The 25,561-nt window shown below is 65.6% G+C and carries 19 protein-coding genes; 12 read left to right on the forward strand and 7 right to left on the reverse strand.

What is annotated here, in order from left to right; genetic code table 11:
- Positions 1–56: 56 nt before the first annotated feature.
- From JAO73_RS13275 to JAO73_RS13290, 4 genes are all read left to right on the forward strand, one after another.
- Complete coding sequence (locus JAO73_RS13275; RefSeq protein ID WP_198977492.1) at positions 57–1,709, forward strand: TldD/PmbA family protein; 1,653 nt, start codon at positions 57–59, stop codon at positions 1,707–1,709.
- Positions 1,710–1,722: 13 nt separating this feature from the next.
- Positions 1,723–3,042, forward strand: a complete 1,320-nt coding sequence (locus tag JAO73_RS13280; RefSeq protein WP_198977493.1) for a TldD/PmbA family protein — start codon at positions 1,723–1,725, stop codon at positions 3,040–3,042.
- Between the two features lie 86 nt (positions 3,043–3,128).
- Positions 3,129–4,781 (forward strand): TldD/PmbA family protein, encoded by a 1,653-nt coding sequence (locus JAO73_RS13285; RefSeq protein ID WP_198977494.1) that lies wholly within the window; start codon positions 3,129–3,131, stop codon positions 4,779–4,781.
- Positions 4,782–4,900: 119 nt separating this feature from the next.
- Positions 4,901–6,235 (forward strand): TldD/PmbA family protein, encoded by a 1,335-nt coding sequence (locus JAO73_RS13290; protein ID WP_198977495.1) that lies wholly within the window; start codon positions 4,901–4,903, stop codon positions 6,233–6,235.
- A 34-nt stretch (positions 6,236–6,269) separates the two neighbouring features.
- Here the strand turns inward: JAO73_RS13290 and JAO73_RS13295 are convergent, their stop codons facing one another.
- Positions 6,270–6,899 carry a porin family protein gene (locus tag JAO73_RS13295; RefSeq protein WP_198977496.1) on the reverse strand — a complete coding sequence of 210 codons (630 nt, stop codon included), beginning with the start codon at positions 6,897–6,899 and terminating at the stop codon, positions 6,270–6,272.
- Between the two features lie 160 nt (positions 6,900–7,059).
- Between JAO73_RS13295 and JAO73_RS13300 the strand changes: the two genes are divergently transcribed.
- The 6 genes from JAO73_RS13300 (at position 7,060) to JAO73_RS13325 (ending at position 15,515) form a co-directional block, all read left to right on the forward strand.
- Positions 7,060–7,683, forward strand: a complete 624-nt coding sequence (locus JAO73_RS13300; protein ID WP_198977497.1) for a DUF4159 domain-containing protein — start codon at positions 7,060–7,062, stop codon at positions 7,681–7,683.
- Between the two features lie 148 nt (positions 7,684–7,831).
- On the forward strand, positions 7,832–8,809 hold the full coding sequence (locus tag JAO73_RS13305; RefSeq protein WP_190921953.1) for an AAA family ATPase: 978 nt from the start codon (positions 7,832–7,834) through the stop codon (positions 8,807–8,809).
- A 73-nt stretch (positions 8,810–8,882) separates the two neighbouring features.
- Complete coding sequence (locus JAO73_RS13310) at positions 8,883–9,755, forward strand: DUF58 domain-containing protein (protein ID WP_198977498.1); 873 nt, start codon at positions 8,883–8,885, stop codon at positions 9,753–9,755.
- Positions 9,756–9,830: 75 nt separating this feature from the next.
- Complete coding sequence (locus tag JAO73_RS13315) at positions 9,831–11,453, forward strand: BatA domain-containing protein (RefSeq protein ID WP_198977499.1); 1,623 nt, start codon at positions 9,831–9,833, stop codon at positions 11,451–11,453.
- Complete coding sequence (locus JAO73_RS13320; RefSeq protein ID WP_198977500.1) at positions 11,450–13,708, forward strand: hypothetical protein; 2,259 nt, start codon at positions 11,450–11,452, stop codon at positions 13,706–13,708. Before JAO73_RS13315 ends, JAO73_RS13320 begins: the two co-directional genes overlap by 4 nt.
- A gap of 16 nt (positions 13,709–13,724) precedes the next feature.
- Positions 13,725–15,515, forward strand: a complete 1,791-nt coding sequence (locus JAO73_RS13325) for a hypothetical protein (RefSeq protein ID WP_198977501.1) — start codon at positions 13,725–13,727, stop codon at positions 15,513–15,515.
- A 148-nt stretch (positions 15,516–15,663) separates the two neighbouring features.
- Here the strand turns inward: JAO73_RS13325 and pelA are convergent, their stop codons facing one another.
- The 4 genes from pelA to murI form a co-directional block, all read right to left on the reverse strand.
- A complete protein-coding gene (gene pelA / locus JAO73_RS23030) occupies positions 15,664–17,700 on the reverse strand; it encodes a pectate lyase (protein ID WP_233169192.1) in 2,037 nt (678 codons plus the stop codon).
- A gap of 51 nt (positions 17,701–17,751) precedes the next feature.
- Positions 17,752–18,108: a cupin domain-containing protein gene (locus tag JAO73_RS13340; protein ID WP_198977502.1), complete on the reverse strand. Its 357-nt coding sequence runs from the start codon at positions 18,106–18,108 to the stop codon at positions 17,752–17,754.
- A gap of 206 nt (positions 18,109–18,314) precedes the next feature.
- The gene (locus JAO73_RS23235) at positions 18,315–21,461 is read right to left on the reverse strand and encodes a choice-of-anchor Z repeating domain-containing protein (RefSeq protein ID WP_198977503.1); all 3,147 of its coding nucleotides are present in this window, start codon (positions 21,459–21,461) and stop codon (positions 18,315–18,317) included.
- A 140-nt stretch (positions 21,462–21,601) separates the two neighbouring features.
- Positions 21,602–22,438, reverse strand: coding sequence for a glutamate racemase (murI, locus tag JAO73_RS13350; protein ID WP_198977504.1), 837 nt, complete (start codon positions 22,436–22,438; stop codon positions 21,602–21,604).
- 106 nt (positions 22,439–22,544) lie between these two features.
- On the opposite strand from murI, the gene JAO73_RS13355 reads away from it, so the two are divergent.
- Positions 22,545–22,772 (forward strand): hypothetical protein, encoded by a 228-nt coding sequence (locus tag JAO73_RS13355; RefSeq protein WP_190921945.1) that lies wholly within the window; start codon positions 22,545–22,547, stop codon positions 22,770–22,772.
- On the opposite strand, the gene JAO73_RS13360 is transcribed toward JAO73_RS13355, so the two are convergent.
- Complete coding sequence (locus JAO73_RS13360) at positions 22,769–23,515, reverse strand: arylesterase (protein ID WP_233169193.1); 747 nt, start codon at positions 23,513–23,515, stop codon at positions 22,769–22,771. The two genes, JAO73_RS13355 and JAO73_RS13360, sit on opposite strands and share 4 nt — an antisense overlap.
- A 163-nt stretch (positions 23,516–23,678) precedes the next feature.
- Here JAO73_RS13360 and JAO73_RS13365 point away from each other — a divergent pair, with 163 nt between their 5' ends.
- The gene (locus JAO73_RS13365) at positions 23,679–24,356 is read left to right on the forward strand and encodes an ABC transporter ATP-binding protein (RefSeq protein ID WP_198977505.1); all 678 of its coding nucleotides are present in this window, start codon (positions 23,679–23,681) and stop codon (positions 24,354–24,356) included.
- 49 nt (positions 24,357–24,405) lie between these two features.
- On the opposite strand, the gene JAO73_RS13370 is transcribed toward JAO73_RS13365, so the two are convergent.
- Positions 24,406–25,371 (reverse strand): OmpA family protein, encoded by a 966-nt coding sequence (locus tag JAO73_RS13370; RefSeq protein ID WP_198977506.1) that lies wholly within the window; start codon positions 25,369–25,371, stop codon positions 24,406–24,408.
- Positions 25,372–25,561 lie beyond the last annotated feature (190 nt).

Consider the following 25,561-nt stretch of genomic DNA (forward strand, 5'->3'; position numbering starts at 1 on the left):
GATTTGTGCCCATCTTTACGAATCTCCTTTCGCTATTCCCGAATTATTACGCTGCTTTGAAACGACGCGACTTTGTGGGACTGACCGGCCTGGCGGCCGGTGCCCTGTTTTTGCCCGCCTTTCCCAGCCGGGGCGTCACGCCCGTCGACCCCGCCCGGCTGCTGGAACCGGGCCTGGACCCCGCCCAGAAAAAGCGCTTGGCCGACGCCGGCCTCAACGCTGCCAAAGCTGCCGGGGCCTCCTACGCCGACGTGCGCATCGGCCGCTACCTCAACCAAAGCATTTTTACCCGCGAAAAGCAGGTGCAGAACATTGCCAGCGGCGAGAGCTTTGGGGCCGGCGTGCGGGTGATTGCCAACGGTACCTGGGGCTTTGCCGCCACCAACACCGTGACCGAGGCCGGCTTGGCCAAAGCCGCGCATCTGGCCGTGGCCATTGCCAAAGCCAACGCCAAGGTGCAGAAGGAGAAGGTGCAGTTGGCCCCGCAAAAAGGCTACGGCGACGTGACCTGGAAAACGCCCATTCAGCAAAACGCCTTCGAGGTGCCAGTGGCGCAGAAAGTGGAGCTGCTGCTGGCCGCCAACGCCAAGGCCCTCGACAACGGCGCCAGCTTTGTGAATTCTTCGCTTTTTCAAATCAATGAGCAGAAGTACTTCGCCAGCACCGACGGCTCGTACATCGACCAAGACGTGCACCGCATCTGGCCCACGTTTTCGGTCACGGGCATCGACCGGGCCAGCGGCAAATTCCGCAGCCGCGACGCGCTGAGCGCCCCCATGGGCCTGGGCTACGAGTACCTCTCGCCCAAAGAGGCCGATAAGATTGCGGGCCCCGCCGGCACGGGTCTCGTGGGCTACCGCAACAGCTACGACATCCTGGCCGATGCCGCCCTGGCCGCCAAGCAGGTGAAGGAAAAGCTGACGGCAAAGTCCGTGACTGCCGGCAAGTACGACCTCGTGCTCGAACCCAACCACTTGGGCCTGACCATCCACGAATCGGTGGGCCACCCGCTCGAACTCGACCGCGTGCTGGGCTACGAAGCCAACTTCGCCGGCACCTCGTTCGCCACCTTGGAGTGGAAAGCCAAGCAGATTCCTTACGGCTCCAAACTCGTCAACATCGTGGCCGACAAGCTGCAGCCGGGTTCGCTTGGAGCCGTGGGCTACGACGACGAGGGCGTGAAAACCAAGCGCTGGGACCTCATCAAGGACGGGGTGCTGGTGAACTACGAGAAAATCCGCGACCAGGCCCACATCGTGGGCCAGAAGGAATCCGACGGCTGCTGCTACGCCGACTCCTGGGACTCGGTGCAGTTCCAGCGCATGCCCAACGTGAGCCTGCAGCCGGGCAAAGCCAAGCTCAGCGTGGACGAATTGATTAAAGGCGTCGATAAGGGCATCTACATTGCGGGCCGGGGGTCGTATTCAATTGACCAGCAGCGCTACAACTTCCAGTTTGGCGGGCAGGTGTTTTATGCCATCGAAAAAGGCCAGATAACCGGCATGTTGGAAGACGTGGCCTACCAGGCCAACACGCAGGAGTTCTGGAACTCCTGCGCCGCCATCTGCGACGAGTCGGAGTACCGCCTGTTCGGGTCGTTTTTCGACGGCAAAGGACAGCCTTCGCAGAGTTCGGCCGTGAGCCACGGCTCGGCCACCACGCGCTTCAACGGCGTCAACGTCATCAACACCGCCCGCAAGCTGGGCTAACCGCTACAATAACATGGCCCTTCTCTCGCAAACCGAGGCCCAAGACATCCTGAAAAAAGTACTCAGCTTCAGCACGGCCGACGAGTGCGAGGCAACGCTCAACGGCAGCAGCGCCGGCAACGTGCGCTCGGCCCGCAACTCCATCAGCACGGCCGGCGCCTCCGACAACGTGTCGTTGGCCGTGCAGTCGCGCTTCGGCAAGCGCACCGGCCTGGCCACCTGCAACGAGTTCGACGACGCCACCCTGCGCCGTTGCGTGCAGCGAGCCGAGGAAATTGCCCGGCTCGCACCCGAAAGCCCGGAGTACGTGCCGTTGCTGGGCCCGCAGAAGTACCTGGCCTCGCCAGGCTCGTTTGTGCAGCGCACGGCCGACATCACGCCCGACTACCGGGCCCAGCAGATTGGGGCCAGCATGGCGCTGTGCGACCAGCGCAAGCTGTCGTCGGCCGCGTTTTTCAGCGACTCGTCGGGCTTCGTGGCCAAGCGCAACAGCAAGGGGCTGGAGGCGTACCAAAAGCTGAGCAGCGTCGACTTTTCCATCACCGTGCGCACGCCCGACGGCACCGGCTCGGGCTACGCCATTGCCAACTACTCCGACCTGGCCCGGTTCGACGCCGCCCGCCTCACCCGCGTGGCGGCCGACAAAGCGGCGTCGTCGGTGGGCGCCAAGGCGCTGGAACCGGGCAAGTACACCGTCATTTTGGAGCCGGCCGCGGCCATCGACCTGCTCAACAACATGATGGGCGCCATGGACGCCCGCAACGCCGACGAGGGCCGCAGCTTCCTGAGCAAGAAAGGCGGCGGCAACAAGAAGGGCGACAAGGTGTTCGACGAGCGGGTGACCATCTACTCCGACCCCACCCACCCCGACGTGCCCGACCTGACCTTTGCCGGCGACGGCCGCCCGCAGCAGAAGGTGACGTGGGTGGAGAAAGGCATCGTGAAAAACCTCTACTCGTCGCGCTACTGGGCCCAGAAAGCGGGCATCCCCGACATTCCGCCCCCCGGCGGCTGGATAATGGAAGGCGGCACCCAAAGCACGGCCGACCTCATCAAGGGCACCGCCAAAGGCATTCTGGTAACGCGCCTCTACTACATTCGGGCCGTCGACCCGCAGACGCTACTGTATACCGGCCTCACCCGCGACGGAACATTTTACATTGAGAATGGGCAGATTAAGTTTCCGGTGAAAAACTTCCGCTTCAACGAAAGCCCGGTCATCATGCTCAACAACGTGGAGGCCCTCGGCAAGCCGGTGCGCCTGAGCGGCAGCCTGGTGCCGCCGCTCAAAATCCGGGACTTCACCTTCACCAGCCTCTCCGACGCGGTGTAAAGCAACCCATCGGTTCTCACCGCTACTTTAGTCCGGGCCTTGCGCTGCTTCGGCTCGCCACTCCTTCATCACCTCAGTACCCTTCAATGAAACGTCGCGACTTTGTGGGAATTTCCGGCCTGGCGGCCGGCGCCCTGTTCTTACCCAGCTTTCCGGGTTTCGCCGGCGACCTTGTGGACCCGGCCCGCCTGCTGGAGCCGGGCGCCGATGCCGCCCAGAAAAAACGCTTGGCCGACGCCGGCCTGAACGCGGCCAAAGCCGCCGGGGCCTCCTACGCCGACGTGCGCATCGGCCGCTACCTCAACCAGGGCATCTTCACCCGCGAGAAGCAGGTGCAGAACATCGCCAGCACGGAGAGCTACGGCGTGGGCGTGCGCGTAATCGCCAACGGCACCTGGGGCTTTGCCGCCACCAACACCGTGACCGAGGCCGGCATTGCGAAAGCCGCGCAACTGGCCGTGCAGATTGCCAAGGCCAACTCGAAAGTGCAAAAAGAGAAGGTGCAGCTGGCGCCCGAGAAGGGCCACGGCGAAGTGGCCTGGAAAGCCCCCATCCAGCAAAACGCGTTTGAAGTCCCGATTAAGGACAAAGTAGATTTGCTGCTGGGCGTCAACGCCAAAGCCCTGGACCTGGGCGTGAATTTCATTAACTCGGCCCTGTTCCAGGTGAACGAGCAGAAGTACTTCGCCAGCACCGACGGCTCTTACATCGACCAGGACATTCACCGGATTTATCCCACGTTCAGCGTCACGGCCATCGACCGGGCCAGCGGCAAGTTCCGCTCCCGGCAGTCGCTGAGCTCGCCCATGGGCCTGGGCTACGAGTACCTCTCGGCCAAGGCGGCCGACAAGGTAGCCGGCCCCGCGGGCTCGAACGTGGTGGGCTACAAGAACAGCTACGACATGCTGGAAGACGTGGCCGCCGCCGCCAAGCAGGTGAAGGAAAAGCTGACCGCCAAGTCCGTGACGCCGGGCAAGTACGACCTCGTGCTGGACCCCCACCACCTGGGCCTGACCATCCACGAATCGGTGGGCCACCCGCTGGAGCTCGACCGCGTGCTGGGCTACGAGGCTAACTACGCCGGCACCAGCTTCGCCACGCTGGAGTGGAAGGCCAAGGGCATCCCTTACGGCTCGAAGCTGGTCAACATCGTGGCCGACAAGCTGCAGCCCGGCTCCCTAGGCGCGGTGGGCTACGACGACGAAGGCGTTAAGACTAAGCGTTGGGACCTCATCAAGGACGGCAAGCTCGTCGACTACGAAAAGATTCGCGACCAGGCCCACATCGTGGGCCAGAAGGAATCTGACGGTTGCTGCTACTCGCAGTCGTGGCAGGACGTGCAGTTCCAGCGCATGCCCAACGTGAGCCTGCAGCCCGGCAAGGCCAAGCTCAGCGTGGACGAGCTGGTGAAGAACGTGGACAAGGGCATCTACATCGCCGGCAACGGTTCCTTCTCCATCGACCAGCAGCGCTACAACTTCCAGTTCGGCGGGCAGGTGTTCTACGCCATCGAGAAGGGGCAGATTACGGGCATGCTCGAGGACGTGGCCTACCAGGCCAACACGCAGGAGTTCTGGAATTCCTGCGCCGCCATCTGCGACGAATCCGACTACCGCTTGTTCGGCGCCTTCAACGACGGCAAGGGCCAGCCCTCCCAAAGCTCGGCCGTGAGCCACGGCTCGGCCACCACGCGCTTCAACGGCGTCAACGTCATCAACACCGCCCGCAAGCTGGGTTGATGTGCTGAGGAGGTGATTTGCAGATGTGCTGCTTTTCGCATGCCCATCTCAATTGCCCATGCTATCAACGCATTGCTGCATCAGCACATTGACACATCGGTTAATCAGCACATCAACTTATGCCCATTCTTTCTAAAGACGAAGCCCAGAACATCCTCAAGAAGGTGCTGAGCTTCAGCACGGCCGACGAATGCGAGGCCAACCTCAACGGCCGCACCGGCGGCAACGTGCGCTCGGCCCGCAACACCATCAGCACGGCCGGCGCCCTCGACAACGTGTCGCTGGTAGTGACAAGCTACTTCGGCAAAAAAAGCGGCACCGCTACCTGCAACGAGTTCGACGACGCCACCCTGCGCCGCTGCGTGCAGCGGGCCGAAGAAATTGCCAAGCTCGCGCCCGAAAGCCCCGAATACATGCCCCTGCTGGGCCCGCAGCAATACACCGAAAGCACCAAGGCGTTTGCGGCCAGCACCGCCGCCATCGACCCGGACTACCGGGCCCAGCAGGTGGGCGCCAGCACGGCGCTCTGCGACCAGCGCAAGGTGACGTCGGCCGGCTTTCTGGAAGACATGGCCGGCTTTGTGGCCAAGCGCAACAGCAAGGGCCTCGAAGCCTACCAGCAGTACACCAATGTGGAGTTTAGCGTGACGGTGCGCACGCCCGACGGCAAAGGCTCGGGCTACGCCGCCGCCGACTACACCGACGCCAGCAAGTTCGACGCGGCCCGGCTGACCCGCATCGCGGCCGAAAAGGCTTCGTCGTCGGTAAACGCCAAGGCGCTGGAGCCTGGCAAGTACACCGTCATTCTCGAGCCCAACGCGCTGCTCTCCAACGTCGACACCTCGCTGATGGCCGTGCTTATGGGCAGCCTCGACGCACGCTCGGCCGACGAAGGCCGCAGCTTCCTGAGCAAGAAGGGCGGCGGCAACAAGAAGGGTGAAAAGCTGTTCGACGAGCGGGTGACGATTTACTCGGACCCGATGAACGCCGAGATTCCGGACATCACCTTTGCCGGCGACGGCCGCCCGCAAAAACGCGTGACCTGGATTGAAAAGGGCGTGGTGAAGAACCTCTACTCGTCGCGCTACTGGGCCCAGAAGGCCGGCATTCCGGACCTGCCCCCTCCCGGCGGCTGGATAATGGAAGGCGGCACCCAAAGCACGGCCGACCTCATCAAGGGCACGGCCAAGGGCATCCTGGTGACGCGCTTGTGGTACATCCGCCCCGTCGACCCGCAGACGCTGCTGTATACCGGCCTCACCCGCGACGGCACGTTCTACATCGAGAACGGCCAAATCAAGTTTCCCATCAAGAACTTCCGCTTCAACGAGAGCCCGGTCATCATGCTCAACAACCTGGAAGCCATCGGCAAGCCGGTGCGCCTGGGCGGCAATCTGATTCCGCCGCTCAAAATCCGGGACTTCACCTTCACCAGCCTCTCCGACGCGGTATAAGAACGCAGCGTGGACTCGACCGAGTCCACGCTGCTTATTTCCCGCCGCCGAACTGGAAGGCCGCGTATACCTGGTACACGCGGTTTTGCAGGCGCGGGTCGTTGATGCCGGACAGGTTCTGCACGTCGTTGATGTCGTTGAGGCCAGCCACCAGCCGGGCGCCCAGCGAGAAGTTGGAAGCCAGTTTGAGGCCGGCGCCGCCCACCAGGCTGAAGTCGCCGCGCTTGAAGCTGCCCGTGGCCGGACGCGACACTTTGCCGTAGGCGGGCGTGCCGTCTTCGGCTAGGCCCACCTGCATGTTGCCCGACTGGTCGGCATTGAGCAGCACGCCGAACTGCGGCCCGCCTTCTACGAAGACCGGCCCCACGGTGAGCTTGGCCAGAACGGGCACCGTGAGGTAGTGCAGCTGGCTATCATAGTTGGTGAAAGCCGATTTCAGATTGCCGCCCTGCAGCGAGTACTGCACTTCGGGCTGAATGGAAAGCGGCCCCAGCAAGTGGGCTTGGTAGAAGACACCAACGTGGTAAAAGGCTTTGTACGAAGCGCTTTCGCCGTCGCGGCCCGTGAGCTCGGCCACGTTCAGGCCGCCCTTCACCCCAAACTGGGCGTGCGCGAAGGGCGTGATGAATAAGGTTAGCAGACCAATAACGAGAAGCTTTTTCATAGCAAAACGCATAACGAGAGCGTAGAATACGGGCCGATGGAATTCCACCAGCGCTTGTTTCCAACGTAGTACGAGTGGGAATTATTCCTTGTTGGCGCGCGGCCATTCCGCTCCGGCTTCATTGCCAGCCCATTACATCCTTTTTCAGCTACCGTATTCTGTGCCCGCTGCTCCTTTCACTTTTGTGCGCCTGAAGTACCACTCCGGCGACTGGGACGCGGTGGACGAGCGCATGCCCGCCAACCTGCTGCACTCGCTGGTGCAGTACACCACCGTGCCCGTCGACCCCAAGGAAAAAGTGGTGGCGCTCGACAGCCCCGAACTGTTTAACTACCCTTTCTGCTACCTGAGCGGCCACCGGTTGGTACAGTTTTCAGGCGCTGAAAAACAGAACTTTACCCAGTACGTGCGCAACGGAGGCTTCGTGTTTGTGGACGACTGCAACCACGACATCGACGGCCTGTTTGCCCGCTCCTTTGAGGAGCAGATGCGGCAGTGTTTCGGCGCCGGCGCCCTCAAGAAAATCCCCAAAACCCACCCGATTTACTCGCAGTTTTTCACTTTCAAAGACGGCCCGCCCAATACCGGCTTTGAGCTGAACGGCTGGGGCGACGACCTGGTGCACGACTACCTCAAAGCCATCGAAATCAAGGGCCGAATCGGCGTGCTGTATTCCAACAAAGACTACGGCTGCGAGTGGGACTACGACTTTCGCAACAAGCGCTTTCTGGCCGAAGACAACACCAAGTTTGGGGTGAACATCCTGCTGTATGCCTTGACGTGAACGACGGGCAAACGTCATGCTGAGCGTAGCCGAAGCATCTCGCGTGCCATCACTAAATCACAGATGTTGTGAAAATTGAATTACTACCACACGCAAGATGCTTCGGCTACGCTCAGCATGACGTGCCTTTTCCTCTCCCGATAACCGAATGACCGAACAAGAAGTAAACGCCCTCCTGGCCAAGCTGCCCGTCCTTAAGGCCGAGATTGCCAAGGTCATCGTGGGCCAGGAAACCGTGCTCGACGAAGTGCTGGTGGCCCTGCTGGCCGGCGGCCATGCCCTGCTCGAAGGCGTGCCCGGCCTGGCCAAAACGCTGCTGGTGCGCACCCTGGCGGCGGCCACCGACCTGCCCTTCCGCCGCATCCAGTTCACGCCCGACCTGATGCCGACCGACATCCTGGGCACCGAGGTGCTGGAGGAAGACCACGGCACGGGCCGCCGCTCCTTCAAGTTCAACCCCGGGCCCATTTTTGCCAGCCTGGTGCTGGCCGATGAAATTAACCGCACGCCGCCCAAGACGCAGGCCGCCTTGCTCGAAGCCATGCAGGAAGGCCACGTGACCTACGCCGGTACCGAGCACGCGCTGCCCAAGCCCTTCTTCCTGCTGGCCACCCAAAACCCCATCGAGCAAAGCGGCACTTACCCGCTGCCCGAAGCCCAGCTTGACCGGTTTCTGCTCTATGTGCGCATTGGCTACCCCACGGCCGACGAGGAGCTGGCGGTGCTGCGCGGCACCACGGGCGCGGCGGGGCAGCCGGTTTCGCCAGTGCTGGGCGGGGCCGACATTCGGGCGCTGCAGGCGCTGGTGCGGCAGGTCAGCCTCAGCCCCGAGCTCATGGACTTCGTGAACCGGCTGGTGCGGGCCACGCGGCCGGCCACGTCGGAAGTGGCCTTTATTAAGGCGTATGGACGCTGGGGCGCGGGGCCGCGGGCCGGGCAGGCGCTCATCCTCTGCGCCAAGGCGCGGGCCCTGTTGCACGGCCGCTTTGCCGCCACGCTGGAGGACATCCGGACGCTGGCGCCGCCCGTGCTGCGCCACCGGGTGCTGCTCAACTTCAACGCCGAAGCGGAGAACCTGACGGCCGACGACGCCGTGGCGGAGCTGCTGAAAGCAGTGAAGGTGTAGCGCGGACTTTCAGCCCCGTGTAAGCGTCTTTGCATTCAACCCCGATTCGCGGACTAAAAGTCCGCGCTATTTAATGCTGTCTCCCGAACTCCTGCACGGCTTGCGCAACTTGTCCCTGGCTGCCCGGCAAGCGGCCGAGGGCTTCCTCAACGGCGCGCACGCCAGCCGGCGCCACGGCGCGGGCATGGAATTCAGCCAGTATCGCCCCTACCAGCCCGGCGACGACCTGCGCCGCCTCGACTGGCGCTTGGCGGCGCGTTCGGACCGGTACTACCTGCGCGAGTCGGAAGTCGACACCAGCCTGACGGTGCACCTGCTGCTGGACGCCAGCGCCAGCATGAACCACCGCGACGACAACGGCCTCACCAAGCTCGACTACGCCCGGCTGCTGCTGGCCGCACTGGCCTACCTGGCCACCCAGCAGGGCGACGCCGTGGGGCTGACCGTGCTGAGCCCCGCCGGCCTGCGACACCTGCCGCCCCGCGCCGACGCCCGCCAGCTCCCGCGCCTCTACCACGCCCTCGAAACGGCCACGGCCGCCGGCCACTTCCCCGACGCCGCCACGCTGGCCCCGCTCACGGCCCGGCGGCAGCGGGCCCTGACGGTATGCGTGAGCGACCTGTACGAGGAAACCGGCGAAATCCAGGCCCTGCTTACCCGCCTGCGGGCCGTGAGCGGCGACGTATTGCTGCTGCATCTAGCCGCTCATAACGAACTTTCATTCAGCCACAAAGGTCCGGTTACTTTCAGGGACTTAGAAAGTAACCAGACCATTCAGCTCGATGCCGACCAGCAGCGCGCGGCCTACCTGCAACAACTGCAACACTGGCTGCGTGAAACCGCCCAAACCGCCCGCCGGCAGGGCTTCGATTACCATTTACTCGATACGTCCCAACCGCTGGACGGCGCCATGCGCGAGTTTCTGCGCCGCCGCAATGCCACGTAGGGACGGGCCCCGGTTGGACCGAAATCCGTTTGGCCAAGCGCTACTTTCCTAACTTCTACGCCTTCCCTTTTCGCTTTGCTCACCCTGCTCACCCCGTCTGCGTTGCTGGCTTTGCTGGGCTTGCTGGTGCCGGTGGCCATCCACTTGTGGAACCGCCGGCCGGGCCGCGAGGTGCCGGTGGGCAGCCTGCGCTGGCTGGCCGCGGGCGCCAACCGCCGCCTGCGCAACCTGAGGCTGGAGCAGCTTGGGCTGCTGCTGCTGCGGGCCGCGCTGCTGGCGGTGCTGGCCCTGGCGCTGGCCGGCCCGGTGTGGCAAAGCGCGCGGCCGCGCAGCCGGGGCCAGGTGCTGCTGAGCCCCGAGGTGCTAGGCAACCCCGCCCTGGCCACCCTGCGGCCCACGGTGGACTCACTGCGGCGGCGGGGCTACGGGCTACGCTGGCTGACGACGGGCTTCCCCAAAATGTCGGGGGCGGCGTGGCGGGCCCAGGCGGCCGGGCCCCGCGACAGCGCCCGTTTGCTGAGCGCCGGGCCGCGGGCCGGCAGCTTCGGCTGGGCCCGCGTGCAGCAGGCGGCTGATGCCTTTGCCGGCCAGCCTTTGTACGTGCTGACGCCGGCGGCGCTACGCAGCGTGCAGGGCCCCCACCCTGCCTTGCGCTCCGGCATCACCTGGCAGACGCTGCCCAGCCTATCCAGCGCCGCCTGGCTGCAGGACGCTACTCAGCGCGGCGACAGCCTGTACCTGACCATTGGCCGCAGCACGGAATCGCAGACGACTTTCCGGAGAGCCGCTGCCGCCGTGCCCCGGAGCAGCGGGGAGCAAATTCGGGTGCCGGGTCTGGCGCCGCTACGCTACCAAGCTACCGCCGGCAAGCCGGCAGCCTTGGTGCCGACCCGGCCGGCTGACGGTGAGCGAGTTGGTCCAGCGGCTACCATTGCTGCGGCCCCGCTGGTTATTGAGCTATATGCCGCGCCGGGCTACGCAGCCGAGGCCCGCTACCTGAAGGCGGCCTTGCGTGCCGCCTCGGTGGGATTTTCGGTGGCGCCAACCATTCGCCTGAGCGCGGTGCCACCTCGCCCGGGCGCTGAATGGCTGTTTTGGCTGACCGATGAGTCGCTGCCCGAGGAATGGCACGTGGCCGCGCAAAACGGCGCGCAAGTCTGGCAGGAAGCCGCCGCGCCGGGAGTGGCCGACGACGCCCGGCTGGTACCAGAGTTAGCCACCGAAGCGCCTGTTCACATCCTTCGGCGCGACGGCAAGGGCGCGGCGCCGGCCGACCAGCCGCTCTGGCGCGATGGCCGGGGCCGGGCAGTTCTTTCAGTCCGGTCGTTGGGCCAGGGGGCGCTGTACCGGCTGCACACCCGCCTAGACCCTGCCTGGAGCGACCTAGCCGACAACCCAGCTTTGCCGGCCCGCCTGCTGACGCTTTTGCGCCCGGTGCCGGTCGATACTCGGGTGGCGGCCACCTCGCCCACCGACCAGGCCCTGGCGGCGCTCGACCAGCGGGCGCTGGACCCCGCGCAACTGCCGGCGGCCCGCGGGAGCGAAGCCGGCACGCCATTGGCGACGACTTCAGTACCTACTGCTTTCCAAGCGGCCGATTTGCGCCCTTGGCTGGTGCTGGCCGCTGGAATTTTATTCGCTCTCGAACGCCTGCTGGCTTTCCGCCGGGAAAAACGGGCCCTCACCACGCCGCTATGAGCCAAGCCTTAGAATCAGCTTCCGCCAGCATGACTGGTGCCCGGGCCCGCCAGCGGCTGGCCGCGGTGCGGCGCAGCTATGCGTGGCGGCGGGCGGCGGCCGTGCTGCTGCCAGCGGTGGCGGCTGCCCTGCTGCTGGGGCTGCTGGCGCAACGCTGGCCGGCCAGCCGCGGGATGCTGGCAGCAACTGCCGTCGTCGGTTTAGGCATAGGGGTCTGGCTCTTGTGGCCGTTGCGACGCCTACGCCCAGCCGTGATAACGGCCCGGCTCGACCGCCAATTTCCGGAGCTGGAGGATAGCGCCGGCCTGCTGCTGCGCGGGGCCGATGAGCTTAACCTGCTGGAGCGGTTTCAGCAGCGCCGGGTGGCCCAGCGGCTGCACGCATTGCAGGAAGAAAAGCGGCTGACCATTCCGGTTTCGTTCCGGCGCGCGGTTTCGGCTACGGGGCTGTTGCTACTGGCTGCGGCCGTGGCCTGGTGGTGGCCCGCCAAGCAAGCGGCCCGCGCGCCCCGGGCCGTGGCGGTGCATTTCTCCGAAAAGCAGGCCGCCGTGCCGAGCCAGGCGCCCGCCCGCATCGCCGAAACCCAGCTGCTGGTGACGCCGCCGGCTTATACCCGTCAGGCGGCGTTCGGGCCGGCGCAGGCATCTTTTCAATGCCCGGAAGGGTCGCGGGTGCGTTGGCAGTTGCGAGTGAGCGGCGGGGGCCGGCTGGCACCGACGCTGGAAATTGGCCGGCTCCGGCGGCCGATGCAACCGGTAGCGGGGCAGCCGGGACGGTATTACACGGAGCTGACGCTTACCGCTTCCACCCTCTACCGATTGCGGCTGGGCGGCACCGTGTCCGACGATTACGCCATTGACGTGCGGGCCGACCAGGCGCCGGTGCTGCGCATTCAAACCCCCAAGCCCTACACGCTGGTGGAGGCCTACGGCCGGCGGCCCGAAGTAGCGGTGCGCGCCACCGCACGCGACGACTACGGCCTGAGCCGGGCCGAAATGGTCATCACCGTGGCCCAGGGCCAGGGCGAGGCAGTGAAGTTCCGGGAGGCGCGGCGCGACCTGACGGCGGCCCTGCGCGGCGGCGCGGTCCAGGCCAGCCTCACCGGCGCGCTCAACTTGCCTAGGTTGGGCCTCACGTATGGCGATGAGCTGTATTTCTACCTCACGGCGCGCGACAATGCCGGACACACCTCCCGCACCGACGCCTACCTGGTGCAGTGGCAGGACACGGCCGTGGCCGACAGCCCCGCCGACGTGGGCATGGGCGTGAAGGTGGCCCCCGCCTACTTCCGCAGCCAGCGCCAAATCATCATCGACACCGAAAAGCTGATTGCCGAAAAGCCGAAGCTGGACGCGGCCACCGTGGCCAGCCGCGCCAACGCCCTGGGCTTCGACCAGCAGACGCTGCGCCTGCGCTACGGCAAGTTTATGGGCGAAGAATCGGAGCAGGTCATGGGGTCGGCGCCACACTCGCCCATTGCCGAAGAGGAAGAGGCCCCCGGCCCACCCACCGCCGAAGCCCCCGAAGAGCACCCGCACGAGGACCACGCCGCGCCCCTGGCGGCGTCTTCGGCCAAAGCTTCGCCCACGGCCGAAACCGATGAGCTGATGGACCCATACATGCACAAGCACGACGACGCCGAAACTGCCGACTTCCTGGAGCCCGCCGTGAAAGCCAAGCTGCGCGCCGTGCTCAACGAGATGTGGGCGGCCGAGCTGCGCCTGCGCACCGGCCAGCTGGCAGCGGCTCGCCCCTACGAGTACCGCGCCCTGCGCCTGCTGAAGCAGGTGCAGCAGCAAACCCGCGCCTTCGTCAAGAAAGCCGGCTTCACGCCGCCGCCCATGCCCGAAGCCACCCTGCGCCTCACCGGCGAGCTGAAGGGCGCGGCGGCCCCGCGCCGCCAGCAGCAGGTAGCGGCCGCGGTGTCGCAGCCGGCGGTGCGGGCCGCCCTGCGCTGGCTTGCGGCGCACGGGCCCGGCACCAAGGCCCGGCCGGCCGAGGCGCCGGTGCTGGAGCAGGCCGGCTCGGTGCTGGCCGGGGCGGCGCTGGAGCGGCCGGGGCTGTATCTGCCGGCCCTCAAGGCCTTGCGCCAGCTGGTGGCCGACGTGCGCGCCGGCCGCCCCACCTGCCCCGACTGCCGCCTGCCCGTGGAGCGCGCCCTCACCGACCTGCTGGCCGCGCCCAGCCCCGTGCCCGTGCCGCCGGCTGCCCCCGACCGGCTGGGCCGGCGTTATTTCCAGGAGTTAAGCCGCTAGCATGCCCCCAATTATCATGGCCCAACCTACTGCCTATTACGTTTTGCTGGGGTTTTGCGTGCTGCTGGGCCTGGGGCTGCTGGCACAGGCCTGGCGCGGGCATCGGCGGCGCCTGCTGCGGGCGCTGGCGGGACTGGTGGCGGCCGGGGCGCTGTGGCTCACGGCCTTTCCGCCCACGCGGCAGATGCCGGCGGCGCGCGGCCAGGCCATTCTGCTCACGGCCAACTACTCGCCCGATACGCTGCGGCAATTGCTCCGGCGGCTGGGTGCTGGCACGCCGGTGTGGCGCTACGGGAACGTCGCTGCCTCCGCCAAAAGCCGACCACTCAACTCCTTGCTAACCCTGGTCGAGCAGCAGCCCAAGCTGCAGGGCCTGCACATCATCGGGCGGGGCTTGGCGGCGGCCGAGCTGCCGATGCTAGGCAATACGCCCATAGTATTACACCAAGAGGCAGCCACGGTAGGGTTCAGCACCGCGTTGTGGGAAAGCAAGCTGCCTTTGGGCGACGTGCTGCGGGTGGAAGGCACGGCCTTGTTGCCCCAAGCTGAGGCTCCGGCCTGGGCCTGCCTGCTGGCGGCCGGCGCCGTGCGCGACTCGGTGCGGGTGCCGGCGGGCGGCGGGCCTTTCCGGCTGCGCTACCAGCCCAAAACGGGGGGGCTGAGTTTGTACGAGCTGCAGTTGCGCCGCGGCGGCCGGCAGCTCGCGGCTGAGCCCGTGCCCGTGGAAGTGACCACGCCGCCGCTGCCCGCGGTGCTGCTGCTCACCGCCACGCCGTCGTTTGAGTTTAAGTACCTGAAAAACTACCTCGCCGAAGCGCATTACCCCGTGGCCCTGCGCACCACCGTAAGCCGGGGCCTGGTGCAAACCGATTTCGTGAACCAGCCGGCCACCGACCTGGCCCGCCTCACGCCGGCCCTGCTGGCCCGCTACGCCATCGTGGTGGCCGATGCCGCTACCCTGGCCGCCCTGACGCCCGCCGAAACCGGCGCGCTGCAAGGCGCCATCTCGGCCGGGCGCCTCGGCCTGCTGGTGGTAGCCGAAGCGGGGCCGCTCCCGCGCAGCGTACCCAGCCGGAACGATTTTGCGGTGGTGGCCCGGGCCGCCGCGCAGGCCACGGCCCAGCCCCTCACCTGGCCCGATGCGCCCCCCGGGGCCCGGGCGCCGCTGCCCGCGCAGCTGCGGCCCGCGGCCGGCCTGCAGCCGTTGGCCAGCGGCCCGGGCCAAGCCGTGGCCGCCGCCAGCCGGCGGGTGGGGCTGGGATTTGTGGCGGTATCGCTGGTGCCCGAAACCTTCCCGTGGGGGCTGCAAGGGCGCCTGGACCTCTACCGCTCCTATTGGAACCGCCTGCTGACGGCCGCCCGGCCGCCCGCTCCTACCGAAGCCGCCTGGCAGGTAGGCACGCGCTGGCCGCGCCCGCAACAGCCGCTGCTGCTGCACCTCACCGCTGCTTTTCCCGAAAGCCAGCCCACTGTTCGGGCCCTTTCAGTAGGGCCTACTGTCCGATTGGCGCTGCGCCAGGACACCCGGCTGCCCGAATGGAGCACGGCCCAGTTCTGGCCGCAGGCGCCGGGCTGGCACCAACTCACTGGTCCGGGGCGCGTCACGCATTCGTTCTACGTGTACCCAGCCGGCGCCTGGGCTGGGCCGGAACGAGAGGAACGCCAGCTGGCAATAACTCAGCGGGCCCTGGCAGTACCCGACGCGGCCGTGGCGAGTGAAACCGTGGCTCAGCCGTGGCCGGCGGGGTGGTTTTTCGGGCTGTTTTTGCTGGCCGCTGGGTACTTATGGCTGGAAGAAAAGCTGTAGAAACGCAATATGTTGCGTCTCGTCATTGAACGGCCGGGACCGCACGTCTGCATCGTTAAGGCGTTATGCGTTACCGTTCAGACGATAGTCGTTCAACGAGGAGACGCAACATATTGCGTCTCTACACCATTTGCTAGTGCAGCCAAGCCTACCTGGAAGCCGTGCGTTTCTGCCAGGCCGGATATTCCTTTTCGAGCAGCTCGGCCGGCCAGGTGCTGGCGTACACGTAGCCCGCCCGGCGCTCGTTTTCAATCTCGCTGAGCTGGTAGTGCACTTGGCTGTCGCGCCCCACGTAGATGGGCCGGTTGGTGCCCAGCTCGTAGAACCGCGCCCAGAGAGTGGCGCCGGGCTGCGGCACAATCACCCGGTCGCGGTGGGTTTTCTCCTGCGGGGCGGCAATTTCTTTGAGCGCGTAGCCCGGCATTTTCACCTGCTCAAACCAGGCCACGGCCCCCTCGATGGCAGCTTTCACGGCCGGCGTGGCGGGCTCGTCCATCAGAAAGCGCACGATGCTCACCGACTCCGCCCCGCTCAGCGAAGGCAGCTCGAAGGCGCGGGCTTTGGCGGGCAGCAGGCTCACTTCGTCGTATTGGGCGCACCAGGCGGTGGGGCGGCCGTTCTGGAGTACCTGCGTTTTCAGGATGCAGCCGACGCCGCGGGCCACGGCGGCCTGCGCCAGGGGCACCAGCTCGGGGTCGACCAGGGCGTAGCGCTCTTCCTTGCGGGCCACGCGGCGCAGCACGCCCAGGGCCCGAATCATGGCGTCGTCGTTGAAAGTGATTTCGCGCCGGTAGCCGCTCAGGTCGGGGTAAAACTGCGGGAAGCCGCCGTTGGGGTACTGCATTCTCAGCAGGTAGCCGATGCCGTTTTCGGCGCCCTGGCGGTAGGCCGGGTTGTGGGTTTGCTGAAAGGCTTTGAGCAGGTAGTGGATTTCGCGGGTGGTGGCGTCGTTGTCGATGGTGGCATCGTTCTGGTTTTTGCTGTCGAGCAGGCCCGCGCGGGCGCCCTCGCTCAGGCGGGCGGCGTAGTTGATTTTCACTTCGCCCAAAGCCTTGGGCCAGCCGCCCACGGTGCGCTGGTAGAGCAGCATCTTTTCGGCCGTGGTATCGAGCTGTGCGGCGGGCACGGCGGCCATGGCGCCCATCAGCGGGTTCCAGCGCCCGCCGAAGGTCCAGGCGGCGGTGAGGTCTTTGGGCTTCGGCGCGCCCTCGGCGGTGGCCAGGTTGTCGCGGTGCCAGGCGTAGTCGCCGCCCTGGCGGTGGCAGTTGGCGTAGTATACGCGGCGGCCCCACTGCTTGGGCCCGGGGCCCGAAACGGCATGGTAGATGTCGGCATCGGCCATGTTCCGGGCAAAGGTGCAATCGACCAAGTAAAACTGCGCCTCCCGGTGGAAGCGCCCCAGCTTGAAGCCGTCATCGCCGACAAAGGAGCAGTTGCGCAGCACCGTTTTCGAGTCGCGGCTGCCCGAGCCGTCGTGCCAGATGGCGGCCTCCTTGCTATGGCAAATGAAACGGCAGTTTTCGGCGTAGGCCCAGCCGCGGGGGCAGTAAAAATCCACGCCGCCCTCCATGGTGCAGTCCTTGAAATAGTAGGCGCCGGCTTCCGTGTCCCAGGGGCTCACCGTGTCGCCGCCCAGGGCCCGGAAGGTGCAGTGCCGCGCTATCAGGCGCGTGGCACCGGGAAGGGCCCGCAGGGCCATCTGGTGGCCGGTTTTGCTTACTTTCTTCTGGCCGCCGGGCGCCGTGGGGCAGTCAATGGTGACCTCGCCGGCGGCGTCGAAGCCGTAGCTGTTCACCACGCTTAGGGTTTCGAGGGTGATGTCGGGGCTGTTGCGCAGGTTGAGGGTGGCCACGCCCCAGTCGCCGGCCTTGGCGTCGGGGCCGCACAGCCACAGGTCACGGGCCTGCGGAAAGGTCAGGACAACGCCCCTTTCGCTTTGCCCCCTGAGCACGAGGTTGGCTTTGCCGTCGATGTACACCTTCTCGCGGTAAGTGCCGTTTCTGATGTACACCGTGCGCGGCCGGGCAGCCGTGGCCGGCAAGCTGTTGATGGCCTCTTGAATGGTCCGGAAATTCGCGGAGCCATCCGCGGCCACGGTCACGGTCTGGGCCCGAACCGGCAGCAGCCAGAAGCTCAGCAGCAAGAGCAACACCAGTCCCAGCAGGCGCAAGGCAGTTGTTTTCATGGGGAGTTAAAAAGTGACCGGCCGGGGTTGGCGGAACAGCGCAGCCACTGGCTACAGAAAATCGTCGCGCCGCGGGGTAAAGGCATCCACCAGCACACCGGCTTCCAGGCACTCCACGCCGTGCCAGGCCAGCGGCGGCACGTAGCAGCTGTCGCCGGCGCGCAGCGTCTGCGTCTCGTCGGCGATGGTGTAGGCAAAGGAGCCGCTTTCCACGTAGCTCAGCTGGGCGTGCGGGTGGTTGTGGCGGGCGCCCACGCCGCCGGTTTCGAAGGCCACGCGCGTCAGCATCAGGTCGGGGCCGTGGGCCAGCACTTTGCGGCGCACGCCGGGGCCGGTGGTTTCCCAGGCCGCCTGAGCATCGGGCACGAAGGACGGTTGGCCGGGTTCGGAAGAGAAGTCGGGGTTCATGGAATTACGGGTTATCAGGTGCAATGCGCCATTAAAAGTCCAACCATTTGCCGCCCTGGCCAAAGCCCGGGCGGGTTTTACTTGCGCAATCGTTCCCGACAACGATGCCGCAACCGCCCCGACGGCGCACAAAAAAAGCCCCCGCGGGTGCGGGGGCTTTTCGCGTCCTTCAGCTCAGCCCATTCGGGCCGGGCATTCGGCAGTACTTAGTTTTTCTGAATGCGGCGCACGGCGAACACCTCGCCCTGGCGCACTTCCAGCATGTACACGCCGGCCGCGAGGCCAGCGGGCAGCAGCACCTGCTTGTCGGCACCAAGCGCCACCGGCGCCAGCACCAAGCGGCCAGCCAGGTCGCGCAGGGCCACCGTAGCAGCGCCCGCCGAGGGCAGGCTCACCGTCACGCGGTCAGCAGCCGGGTTCGGGTACACGAGCAGGCCGGGCAGTGCTTGGCTGGCCAGCGCCGCCGACACCAGGTTGAACGAGCCGGTGCTGGTGGCCGTGCCGCCGGGAGTTACCACCGTGATAACGCCCGTCACGCTACCCGTGCCGCTGGGCACCACGAAGGTGATGCTCGTGGCCGATACCACCGAGAAGTTGGGCACGTTGAACGAGCCGATGCGGACCGCCGTGGCGCCCAGCAGGTTGGTGCCCGTAATGGTCACCGTGGTGCCGGGGCCGCCCGTGGTGGGCGTGAAGCTGGTGATGGTGGGCACCGGGTTCACAATCGTGAACGTCACGCCGTTGGAAGTTCCGCCGCCGGGCGTGGGGTTCACCACGGTCACGGTGTAGGTGCCTGCCGGAGCGCCAGCGGGCACGCTGGCCGTGAGCTGCGTAGCCGAAACGAACGTACTCGGGATGGTCGTGGTCGGAATGGTTGCCCCGTTTACCACCACCGTAGACGCGCTGGTGAAACCCGTGCCCGTGAGGGTAATGGTCGCGTTGGAGCCCACCAGCACCGAGTTCGGCGAGATGGTGGTGATAACCGGCACCGGATTGTTGGGGGCCACAAAATCCGAAATCGAGATGTCGTCGATGATGATGCGGGGCGCCGTGGCCGTGGTGGTGGTCACGGTGTTGCTGATGCGCAGGCGCACGTTGCCGGCCTGGTTCACCGCAAAGGTGTAGGGCGTGAGCGTGGCCGTGAGGGCGGCCGGCGCACCGGGCACGGTGGTGTAGGTGGTGCCGCCGTCGGTCGAAATTTCCAGCAGGAACGATGCGCCGGTGTCGGTGCCGTAGAGGGCCGAGTTGATGATAATCGTGCCGGCGCCGTTGGCCTTGTCGAAGTTCATGGTGATGGCGCCGCCGGTGCGCAGGCGGGCCGACTTCAGGCCGTTGAACTTGTCGGCAAACGAGTCGCCGATGAGGGCATTGGCGAAGTTCCACACGCCGCTGGTCAGCGTCACGGTGCCGGCGGTGTAGCTGGTCTTGGTGCCGGCCTCAAAGGTTTCGAAAGCGCCAGCCGTGCTGGGGTTGCTCACCACGAAGGTGAAGGCGTTGGAAGTACCAGCCGAGTTGGTCAGCGTTACGGGGAAGCTGCCGGCCGTGGCCAGCACCGAAGCCGGGATGGTCACGGTCACGGTCGTGGCCGTGCTGCTGGCGGGGGTGTACGAAACGTTGTTGAAGTTAACGGTGGTGGTGGGCGTGATGCCCGTGGCCGTTACGGTGAGCGTCACGGCCGGGCCGCCGGCCACTTGGGCCGTGGGCGAGAGGGCCGAGATAACCGGCGTTACGGCCGGGGCGGTCACCGTGAAGGTGCCCGTGCTGGTGCCCGTGCCGCTGGGCGAAGTGATGGCGATGGCACCGCTGGTGGCGCCGGTGGGCACCGTGAACGTAGCCGAAGTAGCGCTTACCACCGTGAAGTTGGTAACGGCCAAACTATTGAGCGTAGCACCGGTGGCACCGGTAAAGTTCGTGCCGGTCACCGTTACCAACGTGCCCTCGGGGCCGCTGGTGGGCGTGAAGCTCGTAATGGTGGGCGCGGCGGCCGGCGCGTTGAAGGTGAAGGTGCCAGTGCTGGTCACGGTGCCGCCGGGCGTGGTCACGGCAATGGTGCCGGACGTGGCCGTGGCAGGCACGGTGAAGGTGATGGTGGTGGCGTTCACCACGGTGAAGCCGGTGATGGCCACACCGTTGAGGGTCACGGCCGTGGCACCGGTCAGGTTAGTGCCGGTGATGGTAACGGTAGCGCCGGGGCCGCCCGAGGTGGGCGTGAAGCTGGTGATGGTGGGGGCGGCCACCGTCGACACGGGCGCGAAAGCCACACCGCGGAAGTTGGCGTTGGTGCCGGCCGTGGCAACGGAGGCGGGTAGCGCCAGGTTGCTGGGCGCCGCGTTGTAGCCGGCGTTGTCGGTGATGAAGTACAGGTTGGTCGAAGAGCTGGTGGCCAAGTTCACCGTGGTGCCGGTGAGGCTGCCGTTGAGGCCGCGCAGGGCCGGGCCCGCCGTGGTGGCCGTGGCGCCGGTGATGACGCCGTTCAACATCCAGGTGCCGCTCACCAGGCTCCATTTCTGCACGCCGCCGTCTACCGTGGTGCGGTCGTCAGCCACGTACACCACGTCCACGCCGGGAACGGTGGTGCTCAGGTCAGCAAAGTAAAAACCGTAGGGGCTGGGGCCCGTGGCGGTGGGGAAGCCCGGCAGCGGCGTAGTAGTGGTGCCGGTGGCGGTGGGCAGGCCGGTGCCCACCTGCGAAATGCCCAGGAAGTTGCCGCCCGTCGTGGTGGACGAGGACACGTACAGGTTGCCGTTGTAGATGCCCACGCCGCGGTTGTTCGACGGCACCGCCGACACCACGGTGCTGGTACCGGAGGCCGGGTTGCCCAGCGGAGCGTAGCGCACGCCGCCGGTCGAGCCCACGGCGTAGAACGTGGTGCCGTCGACGGTAGCGGCCGAGCGGATGTTGCCGCCGCTAAAGCCGTCGCTCAGTCGCGTGCTGGTGTCGAAGGTGCCGTCGGCGGCAATGCGGCCGATAACGCGGTTGTTGGCGGCCGACGTGGTGGCGGCAAGACCGGTGGTGCCCACGGCGGCGTCGTAACCGGTCAGCACGAGGTAAGCGCCGTTCACCGAGCGGGTGAGCAGGGCATCAGAGCCCGACGAGCCGGTGTTGGTCAGAATGCTGTTGTTGCCAGCGGCGGCCGTGGGCAGCGCGATGGTTTGCACCAGCACGCCGGCCGGCGTGTACTCCAGCAGAAAGGTGGGGGCGGCAGCGGCCGAGAGGGCCGTCGCGCCGCCATCGCCTACGCGCACCACCACCAGGTTACCGGGAGTGAAGGGAGCAGCAGAACCCAGCACGGGCCACATGCACACCAGAAACATCAGGCATTTGAGGAGCCTGCCAGCGAAGAATTGCTTCATACAGAAGGAGTAAAAGTGAACGGAAATAGAAAAATGAAGAAGTGATAAAAACGCGGTGGTGGGGCGCAAAGGTAGGGCTGCGCGGCGAGTGGAAAGTTACGCCAAAATGACCTTGTAGCGGGGCAAATGGTTGCCCGCAATTATTCCCACAGCGGATAATGTTCGAGGTGCACTTCCTGCTCGAAAAAGATGCGCGTGCTTTCCTCGAACGAGCGAGTGAAATCTGACACGTAGAAGTGGTGCGCGGGCGGCGCGGCGGCGGGCGGCGCCAGCAGGCCGTGGGTGGCCAGGTAGGCTTCGGTGTCGGCAGCCACCACGTCGGAGGCGTCCAGCACGTCGACGCGGCCGGCGTAGTAGCGCGCTATCTGTTCCTTAATGAGCGGATAGTGCGTGCAGGCCAGCACCAGCGCGTCGATGTCGGCCAGCGCGGCGCTGCTCAAATACGTCCCGATGATGTCGTCGCTGATGGAGTTGCGGAAAAACCCTTCCTCAATCATGGGCACCAGCAAGGGCGTGGCCAGCGAGTGCAGGTCGACGCCGGCGTCCAGCTCGTCGACCTTCTTTTTATACACGTTGGAATTCACCGTTTGCTTGGTGCCGATGAGGCCCACGCGGCGCCCGGCGTAGGCCCGGCCCAAGTGCGCCACAATGGGGTCAATCACGCTCAGCACCTTGGCCTTGCTGCCCACGTATTCGCGCACCAGCTCGTAGGCCGCGGCCGAGGCCGAGTTGCAGGCAATCACAATCAGCTTGCAATTCTGGCGCAATAGCAAATCGCAAATTTTGACGGAGTACGCCTGAATGGCGGCCGCGCTTTTGTCGCCGTAGGGCAGGTGGGCGGTGTCGCCGAAATACACGATGCGCTCGTGGGGCAGGCGCCGCGCCACGGCCCGCGCCACGGTGAGGCCGCCAATGCCGGAGTCGAACATGCCAATGGGCCGGGCGGCCAGCGCCGAGGCAGAAGCAGCAGTTGTCATGGCGCAAAGGTAGGCCGGGGCGCCACGCCACCGCGGACTGCCCGGGTTTTTGGTTTCTGGAAAACCTCGGTATATTTCCGCCTACTTTTCAGCTCACATCTTTGCCATGAGCACCATTTTGGCCGAAATCGACCACGCCCTGGCCGCGCACGACGCCCGCCAGGGCCGCCCCGTGGCCATATACCTCGGCGCCCGCAAGCTCACCCAGCTCACCCTCGACGCCGCCCGCGCCGCCCTGCCCGACCTCAGCACCGACGCCGGCCGGCCCCTCGCCTACCGCAACCTCGAGCTGCTGCGCGACGAAGTGAACGTGGACGGCCTGCGGGTCATCTAGGTTTTTGCCTGCAGCAAGGGCTGCAGCACGGCCCACACCGTGCGCGCCACAATGCGGTGCCCCGTCGGCGTGGGGTGAATGCCGTCGGGCTGGTTGAGGCGGCGGTCGCCGCCCACGCCTTCCAGCAGGAAAGGAATGAGGACGAGGTTGTTTTTGGTGGCCAGGTCCTGGTAAATGGCTTTGAAGTCGGCGGCGTAGCTGGCGCCCAGGTTGGGCGGTATCTGCATGCCGGCCAGCACGATTTGGGCGTTGGGGCTGCGGCGCCGCACCGTGTCGATGATGCCCTGCAGGTTGCGCCGGGTGGCCGTGAGCGGCAGGCCGCGCAGGCCGTCGTTGCCGCCCAGCTCCAGCACAAACACGTCGACGGGCTGGCGCAACACCCACCCCACCCGGCTGAGCCCGCCGGCGGTGGTTTCGCCGCTCAGCCCGGCGTTGACGACTTCGTACCCCAACTTGAGCGAGTCGATTTTCTGGCCAATCAGGCCCGGGAATGCCTGCTCGGGTTCGACGCCGTAGCCGGCCGTGAGGCTGTTGCCGAAGAACAGCAGGCGCTTTTTGCCCGTGGGCGTGGCGGCCTCGGCGCCGGTGCGTTGGCCGGCGGCCCGTGGGGCGGTGGCTTGCTCGGCGGGCGGGTTGGAATTGCACGCTCCCAGCACGAGGGAGAAAAAGGCGGCGGCAAATGAGAAACTAACTCTATTCATGGACAGCGTTTTGGGCAGGAAGCCGTAAGGACTACAAAACATGGGGAAGGGCTACGCGTCTTCGCTACCCGTAACGAACGGCGAGTGGCCCGGTTACGTGGGCGACCTGGGGGCCAGCCAGCCTTAGCCCCTCCCCGACCACCAAACGGCGAAACGCCCCCGGCCGACGTTTGGCCGCCAAAAATATTGCCTAGACTTTCCCTGCATGAGCATTCTTCGCGTCGACAACCTCACTAAAACCTACCCCAGCGCCGGCCAGGAACTCACGGTGCTGCATGCCGTTAGCTTCGAGCTGCAGGCCGGTGACACGTTTGCCATCGTGGGGCCCTCGGGCTCGGGCAAAACCACGCTGCTGGGCCTCTGCGCGGGTCTTGACCGCGCCACCGCGGGCAGCGTGTGGCTCAACGGCATTCAGCTCGACCACCTGAGTGAGGACCAGCGGGCGGCCGTGCGCAACCAGCACGTGGGCTTCATTTTCCAGAATTTCCAGCTGCTGCCCACCCTCACGGCCCTCGAAAACGTGCTGGTGCCGCTGGAACTGCGCGGCCAGCGGGGCGCCTCCCAAACGGCTCTGGCCCTGCTCGACCGCGTGGGGCTGGCCGCCCGCGCGCACCACTACCCGGCCCAGCTTTCGGGCGGCGAGCAACAGCGCGTGAGCCTGGCCCGCGCCTTCGCCAACCGCCCCGCCCTGCTCTTCGCCGACGAGCCCACCGGCAACCTCGACCCCGACACCAGCGAGCGAGTGGTTGATTTATTGTTCGAGCTAAACCGCGAGGCCGGCACCACCCTTGTGCTGGTGACCCACGACCTGGAGCTAGCCGCCAAAACCCAGCGGACGCTGCGGCTGCGCGGCGGCAAAGTGGTGGAGGAAGTGCTTGGCTAAGGCTAGGTCAATAGCATCGCCAGCAGCTTTTGATGCTTAAAGCCGCTTTTCAGCGGCGGCTCTTGCTTGGGTAAGAAACGGGCTTTGGTGGAACTGCGCGGCGGCCGGACGCTTGCTTCAGGTTCTTAGAGACGGGTGTTTTGGTTAGATGAGCGGGCGTTTTTGACAAGCCATTTAGCCTGAGTTTCTCTTCCTTTGATGGAATGAACTCAAGCCCTACGGTTTTGAATTCAACCCGGCGGTTGAGTTGACGATGTTCAGGAGAGTCGTCGGGTGCGGCGGGCCGCTTGGCACCGTAACTAAAGCTGACCAGCCGGTTTTCCGAAATGCCTTTTCGCAGCAAATGGGTATAGGCGGCCTCAGCCCGGCGCCAGCCGAGACGCAGCAAATACCGTTCGGGGTCGGGCTCGCTACGAGGAACCTCGAAAGGCTCGGCGTGGCCTTCTACTAGCAGACCCGAATTGGGAGTAGCATTCAACCGCCGGATAACGCTGTCCATCGTGGTCAGGCTCGTTGGTTGTAAGTCAAACCGCCGGATAGCGAAATAAATGTTCGGCCACCAACGCTCCGGATTTTCGGGCCCATCATAATTCAGATAGAAATTCTTAACAACGACCGAATCAGTAGCTGATTCCGGCACGGGAAATTCCTGTGTTTCGATGTTTTTACCATTCTTGCTTAGGGCTACCAGATAAGTACGGCCCGCAGGCATGGCCACGCGGTACGACCCATCGGCCTTGGTGGTGTCGCGCCAGTGCTGCACCGCCGCATCAGTTCCGCAGCAACTAAAGTCCACTGCCACCCCTGGAACCACCGTTAAGGAGTCTTTGGGACCATAAAAATGGCCTTGCACGCGAACCAGTGGCTTCTCCGGCAGTTGAACCCCGGCAGACGGCTGGCCGCTGCTAATTGCCGGCACTACCCGCGCCGAATGGCACCCAACGAAACCGGCAAACAGTGCTAGCCAACACCCCACCCGACCCATCATTTGCGAAAACAGTACCCTTGATTTCATTTTCTGGCCGAATTTATTCGCGGCATTGTGCCTTAAGCAACTCACTAGGCGCTAAATAACGCACAGCCTCAGTGGCCAACTTCGCGCAGGCCGTTACCGTTGTCGGAACAGCTGCTTAAAGTGACTGGCCTGCTTTCTACGTCTATGCCTCCGCTGATGCAGTGGTAACCCAGGTTTCACTGACTGCCAT

The sequence above is a fragment of the Hymenobacter miniatus genome, assembly GCF_016427455.1.
Lineage (GTDB): Bacteria > Bacteroidota > Bacteroidia > Cytophagales > Hymenobacteraceae > Hymenobacter > Hymenobacter armeniacus.